The sequence below is a fragment of the Actinomycetes bacterium genome (assembly GCA_036000965.1).
Classification (GTDB): Bacteria; Actinomycetota; CALGFH01; order CALGFH01; family CALGFH01; genus DASYUT01.
In genome coordinates this window covers 1-15,361 of the sequence record DASYUT010000188.1, presented here as the reverse complement: position 1 = coordinate 15,361, position 15,361 = coordinate 1, and the positions used below count along the sequence as shown (strand labels likewise).

The 15,361-nt window shown below is 74.7% G+C and carries 10 protein-coding genes; 9 read left to right on the top strand and 1 reads right to left on the bottom strand.

Annotated elements, in window-relative coordinates:
- Positions 1–14: 14 nt before the first annotated feature.
- Entirely contained in the window at positions 15–4,898 is a 4,884-nt protein-coding gene (locus VG276_17515; protein ID HEV8651130.1) for an NAD-glutamate dehydrogenase, read from the bottom strand.
- A gap of 146 nt (positions 4,899–5,044) precedes the next feature.
- On the opposite strand from VG276_17515, the gene hisI reads away from it, so the two are divergent.
- The 9 genes from hisI to trpA all read left to right on the top strand — a co-directional run bounded on the left by hisI (position 5,045) and on the right by trpA (position 14,735).
- Positions 5,045–5,626, top strand: coding sequence for a phosphoribosyl-AMP cyclohydrolase (gene hisI / locus VG276_17510; protein HEV8651129.1), 582 nt, complete (start codon positions 5,045–5,047; stop codon positions 5,624–5,626).
- Positions 5,623–7,131, top strand: coding sequence for an anthranilate synthase component I (gene trpE, locus VG276_17505; protein HEV8651128.1), 1,509 nt, complete (start codon positions 5,623–5,625; stop codon positions 7,129–7,131). The genes hisI and trpE overlap by 4 nt, the downstream gene beginning before the upstream one ends.
- Positions 7,127–7,708, top strand: coding sequence for a Trp biosynthesis-associated membrane protein (locus tag VG276_17500; GenBank protein ID HEV8651127.1), 582 nt, complete (start codon positions 7,127–7,129; stop codon positions 7,706–7,708). The genes trpE and VG276_17500 overlap by 5 nt, the downstream gene beginning before the upstream one ends.
- Before the next feature lie 95 nt (positions 7,709–7,803).
- A complete protein-coding gene (locus VG276_17495) occupies positions 7,804–8,511 on the top strand; it encodes a response regulator transcription factor (protein ID HEV8651126.1) in 708 nt (235 codons plus the stop codon).
- Positions 8,508–10,205, top strand: coding sequence for a HAMP domain-containing sensor histidine kinase (locus VG276_17490; GenBank protein HEV8651125.1), 1,698 nt, complete (start codon positions 8,508–8,510; stop codon positions 10,203–10,205). The genes VG276_17495 and VG276_17490 overlap by 4 nt, the downstream gene beginning before the upstream one ends.
- 26 nt (positions 10,206–10,231) lie before the next feature.
- Positions 10,232–11,044, top strand: a complete 813-nt coding sequence (gene trpC / locus VG276_17485; GenBank protein HEV8651124.1) for an indole-3-glycerol phosphate synthase TrpC — start codon at positions 10,232–10,234, stop codon at positions 11,042–11,044.
- 62 nt (positions 11,045–11,106) lie between these two features.
- Entirely contained in the window at positions 11,107–12,414 is a 1,308-nt protein-coding gene (locus tag VG276_17480; protein ID HEV8651123.1) for a TrpB-like pyridoxal phosphate-dependent enzyme, read from the top strand.
- Positions 12,407–13,720: a tryptophan synthase subunit beta gene (gene trpB / locus VG276_17475; GenBank protein HEV8651122.1), complete on the top strand. Its 1,314-nt coding sequence runs from the start codon at positions 12,407–12,409 to the stop codon at positions 13,718–13,720. Before VG276_17480 ends, trpB begins: the two co-directional genes overlap by 8 nt.
- Positions 13,713–14,735, top strand: coding sequence for a tryptophan synthase subunit alpha (trpA, locus tag VG276_17470; GenBank protein HEV8651121.1), 1,023 nt, complete (start codon positions 13,713–13,715; stop codon positions 14,733–14,735). The genes trpB and trpA overlap by 8 nt, the downstream gene beginning before the upstream one ends.
- Positions 14,736–15,361: the final 626 nt, after the last annotated feature.

The following is a 15,361-nucleotide window of genomic DNA, read 5'->3' as shown; positions in this document are numbered from 1 at the left end:
CCGCGACGGGCCGGTCAGCCGCTCCGGGACGCGGTCGCGGCGGCCGCCTCGGCGGCGCTGGTCTGGTTCAGGTTGCGGATCTCGCGCAGCGCGACCGACAGCATCGCGACGTCGAGCGACTCGGCCTCCCGCAGGTCCTCCAGCAGCTCTTGGCTGCGTGCCACCGACGAGCGGTTCTCGTCCAGCCAGGCGTCGATCCGCGCCTCGGCGTCACCCAGGTGGCTGCCCAGCCGCAGCACCTGCCCGGTCAGGTCCTGCTGCTCGGAGTACAGGTCGTCGCGGAGCGCGCCCTTGGCAAGCGCCTGCCAGCGGGTCTCGGCCGGGAGCCTGGCGATCTGGTCGCGCAGCCAGTGCAGGTCGAGCCTGGCCCCGAGCGCGAACCAGACCCCGGCCACCGCCTCCACCGGCTCGCCGCTCGCGCTGGCCACGTCGATGACGTTGAGACCGGAGAACAGCGCGTCCAGGCTCGCCACCCTGGCCGCCAGCTCCTCGGGCACGCCCTGGCCGGCGAACCGCTCGGCCGCCTCCACGACCCTGTCCAGGTCGGCCTTTGCCAGCAGGTGGGGGAGCTGGTCGGCCATCACCCGAACCCCGGGCTCGAACTGGGCCACGGTGGCCGCGATGTCGAGCGGCTGGCGCCGGTTGCGCAGGAACCACAGGGCGGCCCGCTCCAGCAGCCGCTTGCCCTCGATCATCAATTCGTTCTGCACGCTCGACTCGACCTTGTTGTCGAGCTGGCCCATCTCCTTCCAGAGCCGGCGCATGTCGAACACCTCCCGGGCCACCGTGTAGGCACGGGCGATGTCGGGCGCGTCCACGCCCGTCTCCTCCTGGAGCCGGTGCGCGAAGGTGGGGCCGGCCCGGTTCACCATGCTGTTGATGACGTAGGTGGTGATGATCTCCCGGCGCAGCGGGTGGCTGCGGATCTGCTCGGGGAACCGCTCCCGGAGAGTCGGGGGCAGGTAGCGCTCCAGGTCGTTGGCAAGGTAGGGGTCCTCCGAAAGGTCCGAGGCGACCAGCTCGTCCTCGAGGGTCACCTTGCTGTAGGCGAGCAGCACGGCCAGCTCGGGGCGGGTGAGCCCGAGCCCGGCGGCCCGCCGCTCCGCCAGCCCCTCGCGGTCGGGCAGGAACTCGAGCTGCCGGTCGAGCTTGCCGGCCCGCTCGAGCGCCCGCATCATGCGGGCCTGCTCGTCGAGCAGGGCGGGCGCCTGCGCCTCGGTGAGGCTGATCGCCTGGGCCTGCCGGTAGTTGTCCAGCAGCACGCTCTCGGCCACGTCGTCGGTCATCGCCGCGAGCAGCTCGTCGCGCTGCTTGCGGGTCATGTCGCCGGCGGCCACCACCGAGTTCAGCAGGATCTTGATGTTGACCTCGTGGTCGGAGCAGTCCACCCCGCCGGAGTTGTCGATGAAGTCGGTGTTGATGCGGCCCCCGGCGAGCGCGTACTCGATCCGGCCGAGCTGGGTGAGCCCGAGGTTGCCGCCCTCGCCAACCACCTTGCTGCGCAGCTCCTTGCCGTCGACCCGCACGCCGTCGTTGGTGCGGTCGCCGACATCGCCGTGGCTCTCCCTGGACGCCTTCACGTAGGTGCCGATGCCGCCGTTCCAGAGCACGTCCACGGGCGCCTTGAGCAGTGCCTGGATCAGCTCGTTGGGGGGCAGCGCCTCCGCGTCCACGCCAAGGGCCTGCCTCGCCTCGGGCGACAGCGGGATCGATTTGGCCGTGCGCGGGAACACCCCGCCGCCGGCCGAGAGCGCCTTCTCGTCGTAGTCGGCCCACGACGAGCGGGGCAGCCCGAACAGGCGCTGCCGCTCGGCGAAGCTCGCCTCCGGGTCGGGGTCCGGGTCGACCAGGATGTGCTGGTGGTTGAACGCGCCGACCAGCTTGATGTGGCGGGAGAGCAGCATCCCGTTGCCGAACACGTCGCCCGACATGTCGCCGACGCCGACCACCGTGAAGTCGGTCGTCTGGGTGTCCACGCCCAGCTCCCGGAAGAGCCGCTTGACCGACTCCCAGGCGCCCCGGGCGGTGATGCCCATCTTCTTGTGGTCATACCCGGCCGACCCGCCCGACGCGAACGCGTCGTCGAGCCAGAACCCGTACTCGCGGGCGATCGAGTTGGCGATGTCGGAGAACGTGGCCGTGCCCTTGTCGGCCGCGACCACCAGGTAGGGGTCGTCGCCGTCGTGGCGGACGGTGTCGGCCGGGGGCGCCACCTCGCCGTCCACGCGGTTGTCGGTCAGGTCGAGCATGCCCCGGATCAGGGTCGAGTAGCAGGCCACGACCTCCTCGGCCAGGGCCTCGCGGCTCCGCTCGGCGGGCGGGCGCTTGACCACGAAGCCGCCCTTGGCGCCGACCGGCACGATCACCGCGTTCTTCACCATCTGGGCCTTCATGAGCCCGAGGATCTCGGTGCGGAAGTCCTCCCGCCGGTCCGACCAGCGGATCCCGCCCCGCGCCACGCGGCCACCGCGCAGATGGACCCCCTCGGTCCGGGGCGAGTACACGAAGATCTCGAACATCGGGCGGGGCGCGGGCAGGGCCGGGCACTTGGCCGGGTCGAGCTTGAACGACAGGTACGGCTTGCGCTGCCGGTCCGCCCCGGTCTGGTAGTAGTTGGTCCGCAGGGTCGCCTCGATCATGCTGAGGAAGCTGCGCAGGATGCGGTCCTCGTCGAGGTTGGCGACCTTGTCGATGGCCACCTCGACCTGGTCGCGGAGCCGCTCCGCGGTGCTGGCCGGCTGCCCGCCGTCGCCCGCCCTGGCCGGGTCCAGGCGGGCCTCGAACAGCTCCACCAGCAGGCGCGCGACCCCCGGGTTGCCGGCCAGGGTCTCCTCCATGTAGTCCTGGCTGAAGGTGAGCCTGGTCTGGCGCAGATACTTGCAGTAGGCGCGCAGCACCACGATCTGCTGCCAGGTGAGCCGGGCCGCGAGCGCCAGCCGGTTGAAGCCGTCGCTCTCGACCTCCCCGCGCAGGATCCGCGCGAACGCGTCCTGGAACAGGTCGCGCACCTGGTGCAGGTCGACCTCCCCGCCAGGGTGGAGCAAGCCGAAGTCGTGGATCCAGACCGGAGGCCGGCCGGGCATCCGGATCTCGTAGGGCCGTTCCTCCACGACCTCCACGCCCATGTCCTCGAGCATCGGCACGGCGTCCGACAGCGGCAGCGGGTGCGCCGACCAGAACAGCTTGAGCCGGAGCTGCCCGGGGAGTGCCTCCAGCGGCCGGTACAGGCTCATGTCGATGCCGCCGCGGTCGTCCAGCTCCTCCATGTGCCGGATGTCGTAGACCGCGTTGCGGGCCAGGAACTGCTCCCGGTAGGCGGCCGGGAACGCGTCCGCGTAGCGGCTGGTGAGCTGGTTGCCGACCTCCTCGCCGTGCTGCTCGAGCAGGTAGTCGTGCAGCTCGTCGCGCCACGAGCGGGTCGCCTCCACCAGCTGCCGCTCGATGTCGCGGACGTCGTAGTCGGGCAGCTCGCCGGGGGGGATGCGGATGATGAACTGCAGCCGCGCGAGCACCGACTCCGACAGCTGGACCGCGAAGTCGTCCAGGGTCGCGCCCTGGAAGGCGCGCTGCAGCACCCGCTCGATCCGCATGCGGACCTCGGTGTTGTAGCGGTCGCGGGGCACGTAGATCAGGCAGGACAGGAAGCGCCCGTAGGCGTCGCGCCACAGGAACAGGCGGACGCGGCGGCGCTCCTCGAGCCGCAGGATGCCCATGGCGACCTCGAACAGCGTGTCCTCGGAGATCTGGAACAGCTCGTCGCGAGGGAACGTCTCGAGGATGTTGATGAGCGCCTTCTCGTCGTGGCTGCCGGGCGGGAAGGCAGCCTGCTCGAGCACGCCCTCGACCTTGCGGCGCAGGACCGGGATGTCGCGCGGGTTCCGGTTGTAGGCTGCCGAGGTGTACAAGCCGAGGAAGCGCCACTCGCCGACGACCTGCCCGTCCTCGTCGAAGCGCTTGACCCCGACGTAGTCGAGGTAGGACGGCCGGTGCACGGTGGCGCGCGAGTTCGCCTTGGTGAGCACCAGCGGGTGCCTGGCCCGGGCGAGCTTGCGCACCTCGGGCGGCAGCTTGGCGAAGCTGACCGACACCGGGGGCTGGCCCTGGTCGCGCAGGATGCCGAGGCCGGTGCCTGGCACGGACCGCAGCGTGTCCTCGCCGTCCAGCGTGACCAGGTCGTACTGGCGGTAGCCGAGGAAGGCGAAGTGGTTGTCGGCGATCCACTCGAGCAGCGCCCGCGTGTCCTCCACCGCCGCCTGGTCGATCGCTGGCGGGCGCTCGGTGTACTCCGCCAGCACGTCGGCGACCCGCTCGCGCATCTTCGGCCAGTCCTCGACCGCCGCGCGGACGTCGGCGAGGACCCGCTCGAGCCCCTCCCGCAGGTCCTCCAGCACCTCCGGCTCGGTCAGGCGGTCGATCTGCATGTGCAGGATCGACTCCTGGATGGCGTCGTCGGCCTCGCTGCCGTCGGGCAGCACCTCGAGCAGGTTGCCCTCGGCGTCGCGGCGCACGGCCAGCACCGGGTGGATCGGCAGGTGGATGGTGAGCCCGTGCCGGTTCAGCTCGATCGTCACCGAGTCGACCAGGAACGGCATGTCGTCGGTGACGACCTCCACGATCGTGTGGACCGAGCGCCAGCCGTGCTCCTCGAACCGGGGGCTGTAGATACGGACCTTGGTGGTCCCGGGCGTGCGCTGGCGGGTGAAGGTCCAGTGGGCAAGCACCGCGCCATACAGGTCGGGGAGGTCGTGCTCGGCCAGGTCCTCGGGGTCGACCCGGCTGTAGTAGCGGCGCGCGAACGCCTCGACCTGGGCCGCCTCCTCGGGCGGCACCCGCTCGTGGACGGTCGCGACGATCCTGTCGAGGATTTCCGCCTTGGCCTGCTCGGGTTTCGTCGCCATGAGTCCTCCGGGTGTCGCTCCGTGCCCAGGGTCGTTCTCGGCGCTCGGTGTCGATGCGAGGCACGCTTCCCAGTGTCTCGTACCCAGCCAGCCGCGACTACACCCTGGACACGGCCGGCACGTGAGATCCGCCGCCACGCCGTAGCATGGACCCGGCTGTCCGACCCCGGAGGCGCCGCCTCCCTGCCCCGTCCCGAGGAGCACCCGTGCCCGACGACCTGCCCGATGCCATCTCCGGCCTGCGCTTCGACGCCCAGGGCCTGGTTCCCGCGGTGGTCCAGGACGACGCCGACGGGACCGTGCTGATGGTCGCCTGGATGGACGCCGAGGCCGTGCGCCGCACGCTGGCCACCGGGCGGACCTGGTTCTGGAGCCGCTCCCGGCGGGAGCACTGGCAGAAGGGCGAGACCTCGGGCCACCGGCAGTACGTCCGCTCGGTGGCCGCCGACTGCGACCGCGACACCCTGCTGGTCCGGGTCGAGCAGGTCGGCGCGGCCTGCCACACCGGCACCCGCAGCTGCTTCAGCACCCCGCTGCCGGCCTTCAGCGCGCCGCTGCCGGCCGTGCCCGGCGACTCCATGGTGCCCGGCGACTCAGGCTCGATGGCGCCCGGGGCGCCTGGCGACTCCATGGTGCCCGGCGACTCAGGCTCGATGGCGCCCATGGTGCCTGGCGATTCCATGGCGCCTGGGGTGCCTGGCGACTCCATGAAGAGGGCGCCGGCATGATCCGGCACCCGCTCGCCGGTGACCTGCGGCCGTCGCTCGACGAGTTCACCCGGCTGGCCGCGTCCTACTCGGTGGTGCCGGTCTGGCGCGAGCTGCTCGGCGACCTCGAGACGCCGGTCGGCGCCTTCCGCAAGCTGGGCGACGCCGACGGCTCGGTCCTGCTCGAGAGCGTCGAGCACGGGGAGCGCTGGGGCCGGTACTCGTTCATCGGCACCGACCCGTTCGCCACGTTCACGGTCCAGGACGGGCGGGCGGCCTGGACCGGGGCGCCGCCGTCCGGGCTGCCGGACGGCCCGCCCCTGGCCGTGCTGCGCGCCGCCCTCGAGCACCTCCGCTCGCCCTCCCTGCCCGGCCTGCCGCCGCTGTTCGTCGGCGCGGTCGGCTACCTCGCCTACGACATCGTGCGCGAGCTGGAGCGCCTGCCCGACGGGACCGAGGACGACCTGGGGCTCCCGGACGGGGTGCTCGTGTTCCCGCGCTCGGTGGTGGTCTTCGACCATCTCGGCCAGCGGCTCGTGCTCGTCGCCAACACGGTCACCGACGCCTCGCGCGACCCGGGCGAGGCCTACCTGGAGGCGGCACGGCGCCTGGACGACCTGGCCGACCGGCTCTCGGTCGCCACCCCGGCGCCGGCCACCCCGCTGCCCGCGGCCGGCCCGCCGGCCGCGGCCGAGAGCGACCTGCCGCCCGGCCGCTACCAGGAGATGGTCGAGACCGCCAAGGAGCACATCCGGGCCGGCGACGTCTTCCAAGTCGTGCCGTCGCAGCGCTTCTCGGTGCCCACCACCGCCGACCCGCTCGACGTCTACCGCGTGCTCCGGGTGGTGAACCCGTCGCCCTACATGTACTTCCTGCGGCTGCCCGGGGTCACGATCGCCGGCTCCTCGCCCGAGGTGCTGGTCACCGTGCAGGGCCGCTCGGCCACCATGCGGCCGATCGCGGGCACCCGGCCCCGGGGCGCCGACCCGGCCGTGGACGACGCCCTCGAAGCCGAGTTGCGGGCCGACGACAAGGAGCGGGCCGAGCACGTCATGCTCGTCGACCTGGCCCGCAACGACCTCGGCCGGGTCTGCCGGCCGGGCACCGTCCGGGTGGCCGACCTCATGCGGGTCGAGCGCTACTCCCACGTCATGCACCTGGTCTCCGACGTGGTCGGCGAGCTGGCCGACGGGGTGTCCGCGTTCGACGTGCTCGCGGCCGCCTTCCCGGCCGGCACGGTGTCCGGGTCGCCGAAGGTCCGGGCCATGGAGATCATCGACGCGCTCGAGCGCCACCGGCGCGGCCCCTACGCCGGCTGCGTCGGCTACTTCGACTTCTCGGGCAACCTCGACACCTGCATCACCATCCGGACCTGCGTGTTCGTCGGCGACGTCGCCTACTGCCAGGCCGGGGCGGGGGTGGTGGCCGACTCGGTCCCCGAGCGGGAGGAGCGCGAGACCGAGGCGAAGGCGCGCGCGCTGCTGGCCGCGGTCGCCGCCGCCGAGGCGCTCGGGGGCCGCCATTAGCGCGCGCGCTTCGCTGCGGGCGACCCTGCTCGCCGTCGCGACCGGGGTCGTCCTCACGGTCGTGGGCGCGGGCCGGCCCTGGGCCACCGTGTCGGGCGCGGTCGACCTGCCCGGCCTCGGCGCCGGCCGCTTCGGCGGGGCCCGGCTCACCGGCAACGACCTCGCTCCGCTGTCCGCGCTCGCCCTGCTCGCGCTCGTGCTCGTGCTCGGCGTGGCGTTCACGCGGGGCCGGGGCCGCTGGGCGGTCGGTGCCGGGCTGGTCGTGGTCGGGGTCGTGCTCGCCGCCCAAGCCCTGACCTGGGCCGGCCGGGCCGGCGCGGAGGCGGGGGAGCGGCTGCGGCGCGGGGAGCTCGAGGGCGTCACCCCGGGTGCGGCCCAGGTCACGACCTCCCGGGTCACGACCTCCCAGGTCGGGCCGGCCCTGGCCGTGACCGGCGGGCTGCTCGTGGCTGCCTGCGGGCTCGAGGTCGCCCGCCGCGGTCCGGGGTGGCCCGCGATGGGCGCCGCCTTCCGTGCCCCGCCCGACCGGCCGGCCGTGGTCGAGGCCGAGGGCGAGCCGCCCTGGGAGGGAGACTGACCAGCGGCTTCACCTGCCTCGAACATCGGGTCGACGTTGCCCCGAACCTGGCCGGGCGAGACTTGCAGCGCGAGGGAACCAAGAGAGGAAGGCCGGTGGACCAGGCCAAGCACCGTGACGGCAAGGGCACCGTCCTGGTCGTGGAGGACGAGGCCTCGATCGCCCAACTCGTCCGCCTCTACCTGGAACGGGAGGGGTTCCGGGTGGTGTGGCGCACCGACGGCGGCTCCGGGCTGGCCGCGGTCGAGAGCGAGCGGCCCCGGCTCGTCGTGCTCGACCTGATGCTGCCCGGCCTGGACGGCTTCGAGGTGACCCGGGCGCTGCGGGCCGGCGGCGGCCGCGTGCCGATCATCATGGTCACCGCCCGCGAGGAGGAGGCCGACCGGGTCCTCGGCCTCGAGCTCGGGGCCGACGACTACGTGACCAAGCCGTTCTCGCCCCGCGAGCTGGTCGCCCGGGTCAAGGCGGTGCTGCGGCGGACCGAGACCGAGCCCGGGGACGGGCCCGAGCCCGCCCTGCACCTGGGCGACCTCACCGTCGACCCCGCCCGCCACGAGGTCACCTTCGAGGGCCGGCCCGTCGGCCTCACCGCCCGCGAGTTCGAGCTGCTCTGCTACCTCGTGCGCAACCGCGGCTTCGTGCTCACCCGCGACCAGATCCTCGAGCGGGTCTGGGGGTACGCGTTCCCGGCCGACACCCGCACCGTCGACGTCCACATCCGGCAGCTCCGGGCCAAGCTCGGCGAGCGCGCGCCCATCCGCACCATCCGGGGCGTCGGCTACAAGGCCGACGACCGGCCATGAGACCGGCGGGCGCACCCGAAGGCCCGGGCTGGGCGGGTGGGGCGCCTGGCTGGCTGGCGGGCGCACCCGGCGGCCCGGGCCGGGCAGGCGCACCCGGCGGCCCGGGCCGGGCGGGTGCCGCGCCAGGCTACAGCGAGGGCGGCCCAGAGGACCCGGGGTGGGCGGGCGGTGCGCCAGGCTGGCGGGCGGGCGGCACCGGGGATCCGGTGTGGGCCGGCGGGGGGCCGTCCCGGGCGGGCGCCCGGGGGTCGTTCCGGGCCCGGCTGGTGTGGTCGTTCGTGGCCGTGGTGGCCGGGGTCGCCGTGCTGATCGGCGTGATCACCCTCTCGCTCGTCCGCCTGGTGCCCGCCCGAGGGCTCGAGCAGCAGCTCGCCGACCAGGCCGAGGCGATCACGGGCAACCCCCGCGGGTTCGAGCCGTGCCTGGCCGCGGCCGCGCTCCAGCCCGTCGGAACCGAGCTGTACCTGGTCGGCGCGGACGGCGCCACCCGCCGCCCAGGCTGCGCGGGCCTCGGCCGCCGCCGGCCCGGCTGGCCGCAGGTCCCTGCGCCCGCCGGCGTGCGCGGCACCGACCTGGCCGCCGGCGCGACCGTGACCGGGGTGCGGGACGGCATCGCCTACGCGCTCGCCCCCGTGCCCCGGCCCGGCCTCCGCTCCGCCGCCGGAGTGCTGCTGGTCCACCGCACCACCGCGCTCGGCTCCGGCCTGGTCGGCCTGATCGGCCGGCGCCTGCTGCTCGCCGCGCTGCTCGCGGTCGCCGTGGCCGCTGGCGTGGCCTGGCTCGTGGCCGACCGGCTCACCGCGCCGCTGGCGCGGCTGGTCGCGGCCGCGCGCCGGCTCGGCGCCGGCGACCTCTCCACCCGGGTCGGCCCCGGCGGCGACGAGGACGTGGCCGAGCTGGCCGAGCTGGCCGTGGCCTTCGACGACATGGCGGCCGCCCTCGAGCACGAGCAGGCCGAGCAGAAGGCGTTCCTGGCCAGCGTCGGGCACGAGCTGAAGACGCCGCTCACCACCGTGCAGGGCTGGACCGAGGCGCTCCTGGACGGCACCGCCGACACCCCGCAGGCGCGGCGGCAAGGCCTCGAGCGCATCCACGCCGAGACGCTCCGCCTGGCCCGGCTCGTCCAGGACCTGCTCGACCTGGCCCGGCTCGGGCGGGGCCAGTTCGCCGTCGCGCTCGTCGACGCCGACGTGGCCGCGGTCCTGCACGAGGCGGCCGGTGCTGCCGCCGACCGGGCCGCGCGGGCCGGCGTGCCCGTCCAGCAGCTCCTCGAGGGGCCGCTGGACGCCCACGTCGACCCCGGCCGGCTGCGCCAGGTGCTCGACAACCTGCTCGACAACGCGACCCGGTCCAGCCCGGCCGGCCAGCCGGTCGTGGTGATGGCCCGCTCCCTGCCCGGCGGCCAGGTCGAGGCGGCGGTGGTCGACCGGGGCCCCGGCATCGCCGCCGAGGACCTGCCGCGCGCGTTCGACCGCGGCTACCTGTGGTCCCGCTACCGGGGCACCCGCACGGTCGGGTCGGGGCTGGGCCTGGCCATCGTCAAGGCGCTCTGCGACGCGATGGGCATCGCGATCCGGGCCGAGGAGGCTCGCGGCGGCGGCACCGTCTTCCGGCTCCTTCTGCCCGCCCCCCGCGGCGCGGCCACCTGGGGCCCGGCCCGGGTGGACCTCCCCGCCACCCCTGACCGAAGCTGACCGGTCACCCCGGCTACAATTCCCGCGTGCCGTCCTCACCTGCCACCCCGTTCCTGGCCCGCGCGGTCGCCGACACGCGCGCGGCCAGCGAGCGCCGCGCCGCCGGGCTGCCCCTCGGCGAGCTGCGGGCCAGTGCCGCGGCCGCGCCGCCCGCCCGCGGCCTGCGCGCGGCCCTGGCCCGCCCCGGGACGGCGGTGGTCGCCGAGGTGAAGCGGCGCTCGCCCTCCAGGGGCGACATCCGGGCCAACCTCGACCCGGCCGCGCTGGCCGGGGCCTACGAGCGTGGGGGCGCGGCCGCGGTCAGCGTGCTCACCGAGCCGGTCCACTTCGCGGGCAGCCCCGAGGACCTCATGGCGGTGCGGGCCGCCGTGGACCTGCCCGTGCTCCGCAAGGACTTCGTCACCACCCCCTACCAGGTCTGGGAGGCCCACGCCTGGGGGGCCGACGCCGTGCTCCTGATCGTGGCCGCGCTCGAGCCGGCCCTGCTCGTCGACCTGCTCGACGAGGCCAGGGCGGCTGGCCTGGACGCGCTCGTGGAGGTCCACACCCGCGAGGAGGCGGCCGTGGCCGAGCTGGCTGGAGCCGCCCTGGTCGGCGTGAACGCGCGCGACCTGGCCACCCTCGAGGTCGACCTGGGCCGTTTCGTCCAGATCCGGGAAGCCCTGCCCGCTGGGGCCACCGTGGTCGCCGAGAGCGGGATCTCCACCCGGGCCCAGGTCGAGGCGGCGGCCGCCGCCGGTGCCGACGCCGTGCTGGTGGGGGAGTCGCTGGTCCGCTCCGACGACCCCGAGGAGCTGCTCGCCGTCCTGCTCGGCCAGCGGAGCGGCAGCCTCCGGTAACGACAACGGGTCCAGGGGCTCAGGCAGCGGAGCGGTAGCCCCGGCGACGAGAGGGAGGAAACATGGCAGAGCCGAGGAAGATCCTGCTCAGCGAGGACGAGATCCCGACCGCGTGGTTCAACGTCATGCCGGCGCTGCCCACCAAGCCCGGCCCCTACCTGCACCCGCAGACCCGGGAACCGGTCGGGCCGGACGCGCTCACCCCGCTGTTCCCGATGGACCTGATCATGCAGGAGGTCTCGACCGACCCGTGGGTCGACATCCCGGGCCCGGTCATCGACGCCTACCGGCTGTGGCGGCCCACCCCGCTGATCCGCGCCCTCGACCTCGAACAGGCCCTCGGGACCCCGGCCCGGATCTACTACAAGTACGAGGGCGGCTCGCCGGCCGGCTCCCACAAGCCGAACACCGCCGTGCCCCAGGCCTACTACAACGCCCAGGCGGGCATCCGGCGCCTGACCACCGAGACCGGGGCCGGGCAGTGGGGCAGCGCCCTCGCGTTCGCCTGTGCCCGGTTCGGGCTGGAGTGCAAGGTCTACATGGTGCGGGCCTCCTACGACGGCAAGCCCTACCGGCGCTCGATCATGGAGACGTGGGGCGCCTCGGTCGTCCCCTCGCCGTCGGACGAGACCAGCGCCGGCCGGGCCGTGCTCGCCGAGGACCCGGACTCACCCGGCTCCCTCGGCATCGCGATCTCAGAGGCGGTCGAGGTGGCCGCCCAGTCCGACGACACCCACTACGCGCTCGGCAGTGTGCTCAACCACGTCCTGCTCCACCAGACCGTGATCGGGCTGGAGCTCAAGGCCCAGCTCGCGCGGGTCGGCGTCGAGCCCGACGTGCTCGTGGCCTGCGTCGGCGGCGGATCGAACTTCGGCGGCTTCACCTTCCCGATCCTGGCCGACAAGCTGGCTGGGAAGTCCGACGTCCGGGTGGTCGCGGCCGAGCCGACCGCGGCGCCCACCCTCACCAAGGGCCGCTTCGAGTACGACCGCGGCGACCAGGCCGGCATGACCCCGCTCATGCCCATGTACACCCTGGGCGCCGACTTCATCCCGGCTCCGATCCACGCCGGCGGCCTGCGCTACCACGGCGACTCGCCGATCGTGTCCCTGCTCGCCAAGGAGGGCCACGTCGAGGCGGTCGCCTACCCGCAGTCCAAGGTGTTCGACGCGGCGGTGCAGTTCGCCCGCACCGAGGGCGTGCTGCCAGCGCCAGAGCCCGCGCATGCCATCCGCGCCGTCATCGACGAGGCCCTGCGCTGCAAGGAGGAGGGCCGCGAGGAGACGATCGTGTTCAACCTCTGTGGCCACGGCCACTTCGACCTCAAGGCCTACGAAGACTACCTCTCCGGGAACCTGCTCGATGTCTGAGGCGCCGCCGGTCCGCGGGACGACCATTGCCGAGGCGCCCGGGGCGGCGGACCCGGGCCCGGGCGGCGCCACGGGCGAGCGGGTGGGCGGCGGAGGCGGTCTGGCCGCGGTCCCGCACCCGCCCGACCCGGGCGGCCACTTCGGGCCCTACGGGGGTCGCTTCGTCCCTGAGGTGCTCATGGCCGCCCTCGACGAGCTGAGCGCCGCCTTCGCCGAGGCCACGGCCGACCCGGCGTTCGGGGCCGAGCTGGACCGGCTCAGGCGTACCTACGCCGGGCGGCCCACCCCCCTGTACCTGGCCGGGCGCCTCTCCGCCGAGCTCGGCCTCAGGGTCTGGGTCAAACGCGAGGACCTGCTCCATACCGGCGCCCACAAGCTCAACAACTCCCTGGGCCAGCACCTGCTCACCAAGCGGATGGGCAAGCCGCGGGTGATCGCCGAGACCGGGGCCGGCCAGCACGGGGTGGCCACCGCCACCGTGGCCGCCCTGCTCGGCCAGGAGTGCGTGGTCTACATGGGCGAGGAGGACACCCGCCGCCAGCGCCTCAACGTGGTCCGCATGCGCATGCTGGGCACGGACGTGCGGGCGGTCGCCACCGGCACCGCCACCTTGAAGGACGCGATCAACGAGGCGCTGCGGGACTGGGTCGAGTCGGTCGGCACGACCCACTACGCGATCGGCTCGGTGGTCGGGCCCCACCCGTTCCCGGTCATGGTGCGCGAGTTCCAGCGGGTGATCGGCGAGGAGGCCCGAGCCCAGGTCCTCGATGCCGAGGGGCGGCTGCCCGGGCTGGTCGTCGCCTGCGTCGGCGGCGGCTCCAACGCCGCCGGCGTGTTCGCCCCGTTCGTCGACGACGACGTGCCGCTCGTGGGCGTCGAGGCGGGCGGCCGGGGCCCCGGGCCGGGCGACAACGGCGCCCCGCTCAACTTCGGCCAGGCCGGCGTGCTCCACGGCGCCCGATCCTACCTGCTGCAGGACGCCGACGGGCAGGTGCTGCCGACCCACTCGATCTCGGCCGGCCTCGACTACCCGGGCGTCGGGCCGGAGCACGCCTGGTGGCGCGACACCGGCCGGGTCGCCTACCGGCAGGTCGGCGACGCGCTCGCCCTGGACGGGTTCCGGCTCTTGGCCCGCACCGAGGGGCTGCTGCCCGCCCTCGAGCCAGCACACGCGATCGGCTGGCTGGCCGAGGCGGCCCGGACCGGCGAGGTGGCACCCGGCACGGTGGTCGTGCTCAACCTCTCCGGCCGCGGCGACAAGGACGTGGACACCGTCGCCGCCCTGCTGGAGGACGCCGATGCCTGACGCCCCCGTGACCAGTGGCCCAGGCACCCCGGGGCCGCCCGGGCCAGGCACCCCGGCGTCATCCGGGCCAGGCACCCCGGGGCCGCCCGGGCCAGATGCCCGGGCTGGCCCCTCGGACCTGCTCGCCGGGTCAGGCGTCCCGGGCGTCCCCAGCCGCGGCACTGCCGGCGCCGGCGGGTCCGACGGCGTCCCGCCGGTCGAGCGGCTGGAGGCGCACCTGGCCAGCCTCCGCGCCGAAGGCAGGGCGGCGCTGGTCGCCTACGGGGTGGCCGGCTACCCGGACCTGCCCGGGTCGCTGGCCGCCTTCCGGGCCATGGCCGAGGCCGGCGCCGACGTGCTGGAGGTCGGCCCGCCCTACTCCGATCCGCTGATCGACGGGCCGGTCATCCAGCGGGCGGTGCAGACCGCCCTCGACCGCGGCATCCGCCTCGACGACGTTCTCGGCATGGTCGCCGAGCTGACCAGAAGCGTCGACACGCCCGTGGTGCTGCTCGTCTACTACAACCTGGTCGCCCACCGGGGCCCCGAGCGCTTCGCCCACGAGCTGGCCGAGGCGGGTGCGTGCGGCGCGGTCGTGCCCGACCTCCCACCCGAGGAAGCTGGGCCCTGGATCGAGGCGGCCGGCCGCGCCGGGATCGCCCCGGTGTTCCTGGCCGCGCCGACCTCCACCGACGACCGGCTCGAGGCAGTCGCCGCGGCCGGCCGCGGGTTCGTGTACGCACAGGCGTCCCTCGGCGTCACCGGTTTGCGGGCGTCCCTCGCGGCCGGCATCGACGAGCTGGTCGCCCGCGTTCGCACACACGCCGACCGCGCCGTCTGCGCCGGCATCGGGGTGTCCAACGCCGAGCAGGCCGCCGCGGTGGCCCGCTTCGCCGACGGGGTGATCGTCGGCACCGCCCTGGTCCGCCGGCTCGGCGAGGCCGGCGTCGACGGCGTCCGCTCGCTCACCCGTGAGCTGGCCACGGCCGTGCACGGCGCCCGGGCCGGCGACCCTGCCCCAGTGTCCCGGCCGTAGCCGGTCCCCGGTCCGGCGACCAGTCCCCGAGCCCCGTCCCGGCGGGCCTCCCCATCCGGCGGGCCTCCCCATCCGGCGGGCGGGTGGGGTTGGGCCCTTGCCGTCCGGTTCGGGCGGTATCATCGGCGGTCGCCCGCGAGTGGCGCCGGGGTTTCCCCGGGGCGTCGGCGGGCAGCAACCCATCTTCGTGACCTTCCTCCAGGCGCACGAACGGCAAGGAGACCCCATGCGAGGTGCACAACGCATGTCCGGTTCCGGGTCCACGGCCGGGCGGGGCCGCAACGGCCGGGACCCCGCCGGGCCGTCCGGCTCCGCTTCTGTCCCCTTGGCCGCGGCCGAGGCCGGTCCCGCCGGCTCTGGTCCCGCTGCTGCCTCTGGTCTCGCCGCTGAGGCCGGAGGCGCCGCCGCCTCTGGTCGCGCCGCTGGGGCTGGTCGCGCCGCCGCCTCTGGTCCCGCCGCTGGGGCCGGAGGCGCCGCTGCCTCTCGTCCCGCCGCTGGGGCAAGTCCCGCCGCTGGGGCCGGCCGCGCCGCCGGGGCCGGGCGGTCCTGGCGCGGCCGGGCCTGGCGCCTGGCCGGCCTGGCCGCCGCGGGCTGGGTGCTGCTGTTTGGAGGCGTCCTGATCGGCG

Coding starts and splice junctions, on each gene's coding strand:
- VG276_17515 (HEV8651130.1), bottom strand. CDS start 4,898: ATGGCGACGAAACCCGAGCAGGCCAAGGCGGAAATCCTCGACAGGATC.
- hisI (HEV8651129.1), top strand. CDS start 5,045: ATGGACCCGGCTGTCCGACCCCGGAGGCGCCGCCTCCCTGCCCCGTCC.
- trpE (HEV8651128.1), top strand. CDS start 5,623: ATGATCCGGCACCCGCTCGCCGGTGACCTGCGGCCGTCGCTCGACGAG.
- VG276_17490 (HEV8651125.1), top strand. CDS start 8,508: ATGAGACCGGCGGGCGCACCCGAAGGCCCGGGCTGGGCGGGTGGGGCG.
- VG276_17480 (HEV8651123.1), top strand. CDS start 11,107: ATGGCAGAGCCGAGGAAGATCCTGCTCAGCGAGGACGAGATCCCGACC.
- trpB (HEV8651122.1), top strand. CDS start 12,407: ATGTCTGAGGCGCCGCCGGTCCGCGGGACGACCATTGCCGAGGCGCCC.
- trpA (HEV8651121.1), top strand. CDS start 13,713: ATGCCTGACGCCCCCGTGACCAGTGGCCCAGGCACCCCGGGGCCGCCC.